The organism is Lactococcus sp. AK05, from assembly GCF_041026685.1.
Taxonomy (GTDB): domain Bacteria; phylum Bacillota; class Bacilli; order Lactobacillales; family Streptococcaceae; genus Lactococcus; species Lactococcus lactis.
The window spans coordinates 505,450-518,363 of the sequence record NZ_JBFTEI010000002.1 but is presented as its reverse complement, the minus strand read 5'-3'; the positions used below and the strand labels follow the sequence as shown (position 1 = coordinate 518,363).

The window sequence follows — 12,914 nt, the reverse complement described above, 5'->3', positions numbered from 1 at the left end:
ACCACAACTGATTTTCTTTAGTTTTTATTTTTTCTTTTTTTAATAAGATAAGGTACTTATTTTAGTCTTTCTTACCTTCTGAGAATAAAATTCTTTGATTTTTTATGTAGAAATGATGTTTTTAAACTTAAGTAAATTTTTATTATGGATAGTAGAAAATTGAACTTTCTCTTATTTTGTAGCAAATAGTTCGTCTCTATATTCCGTCTTTATATAGTAGAAAACTTAAAATTTAACAATTTATTTTCAAATTCTTGGATTTTATTACATTAGAGATAAAATATCCCCAAAGATAGAACTGACTGTCTAAAAGCTGTGGTAAATTTTTCTTATTTTTTTCTTTTTCCACAGCAAATAATCTATAAATTTAACTTTTTTTGATTTGTGGATAAGTCCGTATGCATTTGGTATTCCTTCTCTTTTTCTGTGGATAAAAAAATTTTTACACATTATCCACAGTTTTGTTAATAACTTTTTCTTATGGTGGAAAACTTTCTTTTGTTAATTTCAACAGACTGTGGAAAAATATAATGTGAAATGATATAATGAGTTATCAACAAACTAAAAAGTAAAGGAGTAATATGGCATCCCTTAATGAAAATCAAAAATTTTGGGCCCGTGTAACCGAACTAGCTCGGCAGAGTATCGGTAAACAAGCTTATGATTTTTTTATTGAGCCTGCTCAATTAATGTCTGTCGAGCAAGATACTGCCAATATCTTGCTTGATAGTGGAATGAAAAAAGATTATTGGAAAAAACAGTCCGATTTGATCACAACGGCGGGATTTGAGGTCTTTGGTCGGATGATTGATTATGAACTCTATGCAAATGATGAGTTAACTGAACTGGAACTTCATCGTTTAAATAATCAATCTTCTATTGAAGAGCAGCCGCATTCTACTACTAAACCCGCTTCTCCTTTGGTTAGTGGTCTCAACGAGAAATATAATTTTGAAAATTTTGTGCAAGGTCCTGGTAACCGTTGGACTTTGGCTGCGGCAATTGCTGTTGCTGATAAACCTGGTGATACCTATAATCCACTATTTATTTATGGTGGAGCTGGTCTAGGTAAGACGCATTTAATGCATGCAATTGGAAATCAGATTTTGACTGACAATCCGACTGCTCGAATTAAATATGTTTCTTCGGAGAATTTCGTTAACGACTATGTTAATGCAACGCGAAAAAACCAAATGGAGAATTTTGAAAATACTTATCGTAATTTAGATTTACTTCTATTGGACGATGTGCAATTTTTCAGTGATAAAGAGGGGACGAAAAATGAATTTTTCAATACCTTCAATGCACTCTATGATAAAGGTTCCCAAATTGTTTTAACTTCTGATCGTATTCCGCAAGAATTAAATAATTTGGAAGATCGCTTGGTTTCACGCTTCTCTTGGGGTTTGACTACTGATATTACGGCTCCTGACTATGAAACTCGGATGGCTATTCTTTTGATTAAATCTGAATCAAGTCGTTTAGAATTTCCGAGTGAAACTCTATCTTATATTGCTGGTCAGATTGATTCAAACGTTCGCGAACTCGAGGGCGCTCTAAATCGAGTCGAATTTGTGGCTCGAGCAAATGGCATTGCCGTAGTCGATATTGAGACAGCAAGTCAGGCTTTGCGTTCTTTAAAAAATGCAGCTCAGCAATCTTTATCAAATCTTACTATTAAAAAAATTCAAGATGAAGTTGCTAATTATTATCATATTTCATTCTCAGATCTTGTTGGTCCTAAGCGTCCTAAGGAAATTGCCTTTCCAAGACAGATTGCGATGTATCTTGTCAGAGAACTTTTAGGTACAAGTCTTCCGGCAATTGGAACTGCTTTTGGCGGCCGTGATCACACAACGGTAATGTATGCTTATAAACAAATTTCGGATAAGATGAAAAATGATATGGATGTTCAAAAAGACATCGATAGCATTAAACGTAAATTTTAAAACTGTGGAAAACTCAAGGACTTATAAAATGCTTATTCTTTAATTATCCACAGGGGAAAAGCTTATACTTCTAAGTGGATTTGTCTTATACAGATTATCCACAGGACCTACTACTATTACTATTATATTTATAAAAAGAAATTATAAAGGAATCTCATGATTAAATTTTCAATTAATAAAAATGCGTTTCAAAATGCTTTGAGAATTACCAAACAAGCAATTGGTTCTAAAGTAACAATTCCTGCTTTAACAAAGTTAAAAATTGAAGTTGAAGAAAATGGAATTACTTTAATTGGTTCAAATGGTCAAATTTCAATCAAGAATTTTTTACCTGTTGATAATAAAGATGCAAGTATGCTTATTTCAGGGACTGGTTCAGTTTTATTAGAAGCTGCTTTCTTTGAAAATGTGGTAAGTCAATTACCTGAAATCACTCTTGAATTTACTGAAAAAGAACAAAAGCAAGTTTTGTTAACTTCTGGTAAGTCAGAAATTACTTTAAAAGGCCTGGATTCAGAAATTTATCCGCATTTACAAGAAATTTCCGAAGGCTCTTCATTGAAAATGAAAGTTAAAGTACTTAAAGAAATTTTTACAGAAACAGTTTTTGCTGTAAGTACTCAAGAAAATCGTCCAATTTTTACAGGTGTTCATTTAGAAACTTTATCAACTGGAGAATTAAAAGCAGTCGCAACTGACTCACATCGGATGAGTCAACGTTTATTGCCTTTAGAAGATTCAGAATTAAAATTTGATGTTATTTTGCCAAGTAAATCAATCAATAGTTTTAAAAATGTTTTCACAAATGATGAAGAAGAGATTGAAATTTTCATTAGTGGAAGCCAAATGCTTTTTAGAAATGAAACAATTAGTTATTATAGTCGTTTGATTGAAGGATCTTATCCTGATACTAATCGTTTAATTCCAAATGAAGCTGATTATACTTTAGATTTAGTTTTTGATGCTGCGCAATTGCGTCATACAATGGATCGTGCGCGTTTGTTGACAGTAATGACAACTAATGGAACTGTAAAAATGACGGTTTCTGGTGATTCTGTAGTAACTACAGCCAACTCTCCTGAGGTCGGTTCTGTCCATGAAGAATTGACGGCCTTATCAAAAGAAGGAAATGACTTAGCAATCAGCTTTAATCCTGAATATTTGATTGATGCTTTGAAAGTGATTAAAGCACCAGAAGTTCGTATTCGCTTTATTTCTAATGTTCGTCCGTTCACTTTACAACCACGTAATGAAGAATCTGGATTTGTTCAATTGATTACACCAGTACGTACAAATTAATTTTACTGACAGCTCTTTTGTCAGCTTAGATTTACTGACGAAAATGTCTGTCAGTAAATTTAGATTTTGTTATAATGGACTTAACGAAAGTTAGGTCTATTTTTTATGGAAATTTTATATACTGAAATTACACAAGATTTAACAGAGGGACTATTAGAGATTTCTCTTGAAGAACTTGGAAAAAATCGAAAAGTTTATTACATTGTGCCTTCTTCAATGTCATTTGAGAAGGAGAAAGAAATTTTAGAGCGCTTGGCTAAGGGAAGTGATGCAGCAGTTTTTGACTTACTCGTCACTCGTTTTAAGCAATTGCCTTATTATTTTGATAAGCGGGAAAAAGCGACAACAAAGACAGAGTTAGGCACAGCAGGCCTTTCAATGCTTTTTCGACGTGTTTTGAGGAGTTTTTCAAAAGAAGAAATTCCGCTGTATTTTTCTCTACAGGATTCTGCTGGTTTTTTGGAAATGCTAATTCAGTTAAGAACAGAGTTACTGACAGCAAATCTGTCAGTAGAAAATTTACCTGACAGCCCTAAAAATCAAGAATTAAAAAAGATTTTAAGTAGATTTGAAGAAAAATTAGCAAATGACTATGCTAACTACTCAGAATTTGGTGATTTTACTAGTCGTCTTGCTGATGGGGAATTTGATTTTCAACTCAAAGATGTGACAATTGTCATTGATGGATATACTCGATTTTCTGCGGAAGAAGAGCTTTTTATTGAAAGTATTCAAGATAGAGTGGCACGTTTTGTCATTGGAACTTACAGTGATGAAAATTCACTGACAGCTGGATCTGAAACAATTTATATCAGTACGAGTCAAATGATTGGGCGTTTTCGCAGTAAATTTCCAGTAGAACTAAGAAAAATGGCTTTTTCATCTGTCAATGAAGTTTACAACAAGTTGACAAAATTACTCGATTTGGATTCACGATTTGCCATTTCTGATCAAAATATTGAAATAAATTCTGCTGATGCAAAATATTTCAGAATTTGGGAAGCCGAAAACCAAAAAGTTGAAATTGAAGGTGTCGCAAAGGAAATTAGACAAAAAATAAGTCAGGGGGCTTTTTTCAAAGATTTTACAGTTTTAGTAGGTGACCCAGCTGCTTATGAAATTACTTTGAAAGAGATTTTTGAACTTTATGAAATTCCATTTTTCTATGCCCAAGAAGAATCAATGAGTCAGCATCCTTTGGTTATCTTTTTTGAAAGTTTACTTTCAATTAAAAAGAATAATTATCGGACAGATGATGTTGTCAATCTCCTAAAAAGCAAGGTTTACACTGATGTCAACCTTGATGAAGAAGTCATTGATTACTTTGAATACTATGTTCAAAAATATAAGATTTCTGGTCGAAAAAAATTTACGGAAGCATTCAATGAAAGTGAGTTTTCTAAAATTGAATTAGTGAATCAACTTCGCGAAAACTTATTGGGAAATGATTCTCCTTTACAAGTCTTTTTAGGGACAAATCGACAAAAAACAGGAAAAAAATGGGTTTCTGATTTACAAGTTTTACTTGAAAATGGAAATGTAATGGCCAATATGAACACTTATTTTTCAGAAGCAGAATCTGAAAATAAGCATCAAATGGCTGATAAACATGAACAAGTTTGGCAAATGCTTATTTCGATATTGAATGAGTTTTTGGCCGTTTTTTCTGATGAAAAATTGAAAAGTGTGGAGTTTTTAGATATTTTATTAGTAGGATTGAAAAATGCGAAATATCGACAAATTCCAGCAAACGTTGATGTTGTAAATATCAAAGATTATGAACTTGTTGAACCTAAAACTAATAAATATATCTATGCCATTGGTTTGAGTCAAACTAATTTTCCAAGAATAAAGAAAAATTCAACACTTTTATCCGATGAAGAACGACTAGAAATTAATCAAACAACTGATGAAAATCAGTTTATTGAACAGTTGAACGTTGTCAACTATCAAAAAAATCAGTTTACAGTCCTTTCTTTAGTGAATTCGGCAAAAGAAACTTTAGTTTTGTCCATGCCACAAATTATGGCAAATGAGCAAGGAGAATTTTCACCAGTTTTCCAATTATTTTTGAATCATGCGGATGAAAAAATTCTTCAAAAAATTCAAGAAGTCAATCTTTTTGAAAGCTTAGAGCACATTGGAAACAGTCGTTCAGTGATTTCTATGATTGGAAAAATTGAGCGTGAACTTGTTGAAACAGAAGAAAAAAATGATGACAAAAGAGTTTTTTGGTCTAGTATTTTCCGGATTTTAGTTAAGTCAAATCCAGATTTTCAAAAAATATTATTGGATTTAGCTAAAGATATTGATACGGTAAACTTATCAAAAGAAACCTTAGACCAAATTTATGGTGATAAACTTTATGCTTCTGTCAGTTCTTTTGAACGCTTTTATAACTGTGAATATCAGTACTTTTTAGAGACCACTTTGGGTTTGGAAACTTTTGAAAATATTGATATAAATTCCAAAATTGTTGGTAACTTTTTCCATGAAGTTTTTGAAAAAGTCATGCAAGAAGAAGCCTTGTCAGCTGAAAATTTTGATGAAAAATTGACAAAAGTTTTACATGATGTTGACAGTAATTACTCTCGTTATTTTACTCAGGATGCAACAGCAAGATTTACTTGGACCAATTTAGAAGAAATTGTTAGACAGACTGCAACAGTTTTAAAGGAAACAGTTTCTACTGATGAACTTAAAACTTTACTGACAGAAAGTAGTTTTGGTTTACCAAAAAGTGAATTAGGTAATTTTTCTGTTGATGATATTTACTTACGAGGAAGAATTGACCGTTTGGACCAACTTTCTTCTGATTATTTAGGAGCTATAGATTACAAATCAAGTGCTCATTCTTTTAAATTACAGGATGCTTATGACGGTCTGAGTTTACAATTTATGACCTATTTAGACGTAATTAAAGAAGCTTTTCCTAATCAAAAAATATGGGGTGCTCTTTATTTACAATTTAAAAATCAACCAATTAACTTATCAGAAATCAATCATTTATCAGAGATTGCTGGCTTATTGAAAGAATCAATGCGCTATGATGGTTTAGTTTTGGAAGAGGCAGCTGACCAAATAAAAGCAATAGAAAATATTACTGTAAAAAAATCTAATATTTACAATCAAGAAGAATTTGAACAGCTTTTAAAATTGAATGAAAATCATTATCAGCATGCTGGTCAGCGACTTAAGAGTGGTCAGATTGCAATAAATCCAATTATGAAACGCTCCGAAGGGATTGATCAAACAGGTAATGTTCGAGGTTGTCGCTACTGTCCGCTTAAATCTATTTGTCGATTTGAAGCAAATTTACACATGAATGAGCATAGTCGTGAAATTGGTCAAAAATCCCAAGCAGAAATCTTAGCAGAATTAAAAGGAGAAGGGCGAAATGAGTGAAGTAAAATTAACTCCAGAGCAAAATGAAGCCATTCATAGTTCTGGTAAGAATATTCTAGTTTCAGCGAGTGCTGGTTCCGGAAAAACTTTTGTTATGGCTCAAAGAATTGTCGAGAAAGTCAAACAAGGAATTGAAATTGATCGACTTTTCATTTCCACATTTACAAAAAAAGCAGCAAGCGAATTACGGATGCGGCTTGAGCGAGATTTAAAAAAAGCCAGACAAGAAAGTTCTGATGAAAATCAAGCTCGTAGGTTGACACTTGCTTTACAGAACCTGTCAAATGCTGATATTGGAACTATGGATAGTTTCACCCAAAAATTGACAAAAACGAATTTCAATCGAGTAAATATTGACCCGAATTTCCGAATCTTAGCTGATCAAACAGAGAGTGATTTAATTAGACAAGAAGTCTTTGAACAATTGGTTGAGTCTTATCTATCAGAAGATGATGGATTGAATATTTCAAAAGAAAAATTTGAAGAACTTATAAAAAATTTTTCTAAAGACAGAAATATTGCTGGTTTTCAAAAAGTAGTTTACACTATTTACCGTTTTGCGTCAGCAACTGAAAATCCAATAAAGTGGTTAGAAAATCAATTTTTAAAAGGTTTTGAAACATATAAATCACTGACAGACTTGTCAGCAGATTTTTCAGCAGATATAAAAGAGAATTTACTGATATTTTTTGAACTTCTAGAAACTTCATTAACCAATGGAGTAATTGCTAAAAAAGGGGCTGGACGTGATAAGGCCAATCTTATTTTAGATAATAAAAATGAACTCTTAGAAGCAATAACCACTAAAGATTTTGCAACTTTCACAGAACTATTTTTATCAATAGATACAGATATTCGGGTGGGTTCTTCAAAAGATGAAATACTTTCGGCTCTGAAAAAAGATTTTTCAGCACAAAAGCAAGACTTAGTCGGCTCGAAATCCAAACCTGGAGAAATTCGGAAGTTTGTTGATAAAATAAAACATGGTCAGTTGATTGAAAAATATCAAAATCAAGCATTTGAAATCGCAGAAAACTTACAAAAATTTGTTATTGAGTTTTACCAAAGTTATTTAGAACGTAAAAAGAATGAAAATGCCTTTGAATACTCTGATATCGCACACTTTGCCATCGAAATTTTAGAGGAAAATCCAGATATACGTGAAACTTTAAGAGAACATTATGATGAAATCATGATTGATGAGTATCAGGATACCAGCCACACTCAGGAGCGAATGCTGGAACTTTTATCAAATGGACATAATCTCTTCATGGTTGGTGATATTAAGCAATCAATTTATGGCTTTCGTTTAGCTGATCCTGGCCTCTTTTTAGAAAAATATAAAGACTATGCCAAGACAGAAAATCCAAATCAATTAATTCGCTTAAAAGAAAACTTTCGTTCACGTGGTGAGGTTTTAACATTTACAAATGATATCTTTAAACACCTGATGGATGAAAAATTAGGTGAGATGACTTATGGCAAAGAAGAAGCATTAGTTCAAGGAAATATTACTGATTATCCAGTTGAATCTGAGAAAGATTTTTATCCAGAACTTCTTTTATACAAAGAAAATACAAGTGATGAAGAAACAGATGAATCCGAAGTAAGAATTTCGGATGGAGAGATTAAAGGAGCAGCTCAAGAAATAAAAAAATTGATTGAAGCTGGAGTTGAACCAAAAGATATAGCAATCTTGGTTCGTTCTAAATCAAATAATAATAAAATTGAGGATATTCTGCTTAGTTACGATATTCCGGTCGTTCTTGATGAAGGACGAGTTGATTTTTTGAAATCAATGGAAGTCTTAATTATGTTAGATGTTTTACGAGCAATCGATAATCCACTCTATGATTTATCATTGGTTGCGATGTTAAGGTCTCCGTTATTTGGATTTAATGAAGATGAATTAACGAGAATCAGTACTCAAGGAAGCCATGACCTTCGATTTTGGGATAAAATTCTTTTGTCACTTAATAAAGAAGGACAAAATCCAGAACTTATCAATCCTTCCTTAGAGAACAAGCTTAAAGCATTTTATAAGAAGTTTACAGAATGGCGTAAACTTGTAAACCAAGTTGCAATTCATGATTTACTTTGGAAAATATATACTGAAACCTACTATTTCGACTATGTTGGTGCCTTAAAAAATGGTGAAATGCGTCAAGCGAACTTACAAGCCTTAGCAGTTCGAGCAGAATTATATGAAAGTTCTGGTTATAAAGGATTATTTAAATTTGTAAGATTAATCAACAAATTTATGGAACAAAATAATGATTTAGCTTCTGTTAATATAAAACTTCCTCAAAATGCTGTTCGAGTGATGACCTTCCATAAATCAAAAGGATTAGAATTTGATTATGTCTTTTTAATGAATTTACAATCTCGTTTCAACGATCGTGATTTGAAAGAAGATGTTATCCTAAGTCGTGAAAATGGTTTAGGAATGAAGCTTATTGCTGATTTAAAGGATGAAGCAGATGTTATAACTGATTTCCCTTATGCTTTAGTGAAAATGGAAACATTCCCTTATATGGTGAATAAAGACTTAAAACAAAGAGCAGCTCTCTCAGAAGAAATGCGTGTTTTATATGTTGCATTTACACGAGCAAAGAAAAAACTTTATCTTGTCGGAAAAATAAAAGAAACAGATAAGAAATCAGGACTTGACCTTTATGATAATGCAAGTTTAGAAGGAAAGACTTTAGAAGATAAATTTCGTAACTCAAGTCGCGGTTTTCAACACTGGATATTGGCGCTTCAAAATGCCACAAAACTTCCGATGAAACTCAATGTCTACACAAAAGAAGAGTTGGAAGTAGAAAAACTTGAATTTACAAGTCAACCTGATTTCAAAAAATTGGTCGAAGAATCGGAAAAATTTGATAATATCATGGCCTATTCTGATGAAATACAAAAAGCTCAAAAAATTATGAATTATGAATATCCAAATCAAGCAGCAACAGAGCTTTCAAGTATTCAAACACCAAGTCAGGTTAAAAAACGAAGCTACGAAAAACAATTACAAGTGGGTGAGATTCAACCGATAAGTGAATTTACTCGGGTCAAAAAGCTAGATTTTTCTGATTTTGGTCCTAAGAAAGTTACTGCTGCAGAAATCGGTTCGGCAACACATAGTTTTATGCAGTATGCAGATTTTTCTCAAGTAGATTTATTTAGTTTTCAAGCGACACTTGATGAAATGGGATTTGATGAAAAAATAAAAAATCAAATTGATATTGCTAAAATTTTGACTTTGTTTGATACAGATTTCGGTCAGTTTTTATCAGAAAATGTTGATAAAACAGTTAAAGAAGCACCATTTTCAATGTTGAGAACAGATGAATTTGCTAAAGAGCAGTATATTGTTCGGGGAATTTGTGATGGATTTGTTAAACTTACTGATAAAATCGTTCTATTTGATTATAAGACAGATAGATTTACAAGTTCTTCAGCTATTTCTGAAATAAAAGAGCGTTATAGAGATCAGATGAATCTTTATAGTGAGGCTTTGAAAAAAGCCTACGATGTCAACCAAGTTGACAAGTATCTCATTTTATTAGGAGGCCCTCAGCAAGTTTTTGTTGAAAAACTAGATGATTAGATTATAATGACAGGGATTGTATAGAAAGGATAGATAATGCTGGAATATGAATTAGGTTCGATTGTCGAGATGAAGAAACCTCATGCCTGCACTGTTAAGGCGACTGGTAAAAAAGCAAATGCTTGGGAAATTACTAGATTGGGTGCAGATATCAAGATAAGATGTACAAACTGCAATCATGAAGTGATGATGAGTCGTTTTGACTTTAATAAAAAAATAAAAAAGGTGCTCAAGTGAGCCCTTTTTTTAATTATAAACCGATTTGAGATTAAATTTGAGGTATTTAATAAGCCAAAAGTAGAGTAACTTTGTAAATCGCCAAATCAAAGGGCTAACAAGAACCATCAGCGAACAAGCGATAATTGCAACTAACCAGTACCACCAGTCAAAACCTGTTGCTCCATTCGCATTGCCAAAAGTAATATGTGGGTTATGAGTAGCAACAGCGAAAATCATAATAAATGGAGCAAGGAATAAAGCTAATATAATAGCATAGAGAGCCAAAAGAATCAAAGCAATAGTAATTATCAACCAGAAACCAAGAACGAAGTTAAAAAAGACTAAGCCAAAACCAGCAAATAGGTTGATATGTTTCTTTCTTTTTTGTGGTTCAATTCCTTGAGCAAAAGCTGATAAATCTGATTCATATAATTCGGCTAGGGCAATCAATGTTTCAAAATTTGGTTCAGTTTTATTGGATTCCCAACGTGAAATGGCTTGTCTACTAAAATAAAGTTCTTTTGCAACTTCTTCTTGTGTGAGCCTCTGGGCAAGACGAGCTTTTTGTAAATTTTCTCCGAGCATTTTTTCTCCTTAAATTTAAATGGGTGATTTAGTGATTTGTTTCTGATTTCATTATCAACTAAAGCGAAGTTAAAAGCAAGAACATAGGTGGTATTTTAGGGTAACATTTTGTGGCAAACCTTTAAAATAAAGGCTAGTGACGATACGCTCTATTGTTTACGAGTCTTGTGTAAACTTGTAAACTTAGAGTTTTTCTATGATTTTCCTTGCCTTTATTGTGTTTTTAGGCGATTTACAGTATAATTAGAACTAATTAATCTTAATTTTGGAGAATATAAAACATGGCTTTAACAGCAGGTATCGTTGGTTTACCAAACGTTGGTAAATCAACTCTTTTTAATGCAATTACAAAAGCAGGCGCAGAAGCTGCAAACTATCCTTTTGCAACAATTGACCCAAATGTTGGGATGGTAGAAGTACCGGATGAACGTTTAAACAAGTTAACAGAGTTGATTAAACCTAAGAAAACTGTTCCGACAACTTTTGAATTTACAGATATTGCTGGGATTGTTAAAGGGGCTTCACGCGGAGAAGGTCTAGGAAATAAATTTCTTGCCAATATTCGTGAAGTAGATGCCATCATTCACGTTGTTCGAGCTTTTGATGATGAAAATGTAATGCGTGAAAATAATCGTGAAGATGCCTTTATTGATCCAATGGCAGACATTGAAACAATTAATCTTGAATTAATTTTGGCCGATTTAGAATCAGTCAATAAACGTTATGCGCGTGTTGAAAAAGTTGCTCGTACGGCAAAAGATAAAGATGCGGTCGCAGAATTTAATGTTTTGAAAAAGCTCAAACCGGTACTTGAAGATGGTAAATCAGCACGAACAATTGACTTTGACGAAGATGAAACAAAGGTTCTTAAAAGCTTGTTCTTATTGACAAGTAAACCAGTTCTTTATGTAGCTAATGTTTCAGAAGATGAAGTAGGCGAACCTGATAATATCGAATATGTGAAACAAATTCGTGAATTTGCGGCGACTGAAAATGCTGAAGTTGCTGTGATTTCTGCTCGTGTTGAAGAAGAAATCTCAGAGTTGGAAGATGATGAAAAAGCAGAATTTTTGGAAGCAATTGGCTTAAAAGAATCTGGTGTTGATATGTTGACTCGTGCAGCTTACCACCTTCTTGGCCTGGCCACTTACTTTACTGCTGGTGAAAAAGAAGTCCGTGCTTGGACCTTCAAACGTGGAATGAAAGCTCCACAAATGGCAGGAATTATCCATACAGACTTTGAAAAAGGCTTTATCCGCGCAGTAACTATGTCTTATGATGATTTGCTTAAATACGGTTCAGAAAAAGCTGTTCGTGAAGCCGGTCGCTTGCGTGAAGAAGGAAAAGAATATGTTGGTCAAGATGGCGACATTATGGAATTCCGTTTCAACGTGTAAACCTTGTAAATGAAATGAAGAAATGCACCGAATTGGTGCATTTTTGCAACCTAAAAATGCTTGAGTTGAAGAATAAAAAACGATACTCTTAAAGCATGAAAGGAAGGCAACATGGAAATCTCTCAGATAATCAAAGAAAATCGTAAAATGAAAAATCTCAGTCAGGAAGAATTGGCGAAAAAAATGCATATTTCTCGTCAATCAATTTCAAAATGGGAGACAGGAAAATCACTACCAACAACAGACCAAATTATCTTACTTAGTGAAATTTTCGATTGTTCTTTGGACACGTTGCTCAAAGGTGACAAAAAGATGGAAGAAAAAGCAAAACATGAGATTGATGACAAACGGACTTTGAAGTTAATTTATAAAGTGGGTTGGGGATTTATCATTCCATTTCTCTTTACTTTAAAATTTATTTTACATTTATTTTGATGAAAATAAAAAGGCCATTTT

8 protein-coding genes are annotated in these 12,914 nt (G+C 32.8%); 7 read left to right on the top strand and 1 reads right to left on the bottom strand.

Features of this window, described 5'->3' with window-relative positions; all coding sequences use genetic code 11:
* Nucleotides 1–581: 581 nt before the first annotated feature.
* From dnaA to AB6B24_RS07135, 5 genes are all read left to right on the top strand, one after another.
* Nucleotides 582–1,949 carry a chromosomal replication initiator protein DnaA gene (gene dnaA, locus AB6B24_RS07155; protein ID WP_311805571.1) on the top strand — a complete coding sequence of 456 codons (1,368 nt, stop codon included), beginning with the start codon at nucleotides 582–584 and terminating at the stop codon, nucleotides 1,947–1,949.
* A 156-nt stretch (nucleotides 1,950–2,105) separates the two neighbouring features.
* Entirely contained in the window at nucleotides 2,106–3,248 is a 1,143-nt protein-coding gene (gene dnaN, locus AB6B24_RS07150) for a DNA polymerase III subunit beta (RefSeq protein ID WP_311805569.1), read from the top strand.
* A 105-nt stretch (nucleotides 3,249–3,353) separates the two neighbouring features.
* Entirely contained in the window at nucleotides 3,354–6,653 is a 3,300-nt protein-coding gene (gene rexB / locus AB6B24_RS07145) for an ATP-dependent nuclease subunit B (RefSeq protein ID WP_311805567.1), read from the top strand.
* Nucleotides 6,646–10,257, top strand: coding sequence for a helicase-exonuclease AddAB subunit AddA (gene addA, locus AB6B24_RS07140; RefSeq protein WP_311929522.1), 3,612 nt, complete (start codon nucleotides 6,646–6,648; stop codon nucleotides 10,255–10,257). The genes rexB and addA overlap by 8 nt, the downstream gene beginning before the upstream one ends.
* 36 nt (nucleotides 10,258–10,293) lie before the next feature.
* A complete protein-coding gene (locus AB6B24_RS07135) occupies nucleotides 10,294–10,494 on the top strand; it encodes a DUF951 domain-containing protein (protein ID WP_003132155.1) in 201 nt (66 codons plus the stop codon).
* A 9-nt stretch (nucleotides 10,495–10,503) separates the two neighbouring features.
* Here AB6B24_RS07135 and AB6B24_RS07130 read toward each other — a convergent pair whose 3' ends face one another.
* Nucleotides 10,504–11,061 carry a helix-turn-helix domain-containing protein gene (locus tag AB6B24_RS07130; RefSeq protein ID WP_311802244.1) on the bottom strand — a complete coding sequence of 186 codons (558 nt, stop codon included), beginning with the start codon at nucleotides 11,059–11,061 and terminating at the stop codon, nucleotides 10,504–10,506.
* 281 nt (nucleotides 11,062–11,342) lie between these two features.
* Between AB6B24_RS07130 and ychF the strand changes: the two genes are divergently transcribed.
* Both ychF and AB6B24_RS07120 read left to right on the top strand, forming a co-directional pair.
* Nucleotides 11,343–12,458, top strand: coding sequence for a redox-regulated ATPase YchF (gene ychF / locus AB6B24_RS07125; RefSeq protein WP_015425597.1), 1,116 nt, complete (start codon nucleotides 11,343–11,345; stop codon nucleotides 12,456–12,458).
* 111 nt (nucleotides 12,459–12,569) lie between these two features.
* The gene (locus tag AB6B24_RS07120; RefSeq protein WP_010905027.1) at nucleotides 12,570–12,893 is read left to right on the top strand and encodes a helix-turn-helix domain-containing protein; all 324 of its coding nucleotides are present in this window, start codon (nucleotides 12,570–12,572) and stop codon (nucleotides 12,891–12,893) included.
* The last annotated feature ends 21 nt before the right edge of the window (nucleotides 12,894–12,914 follow it).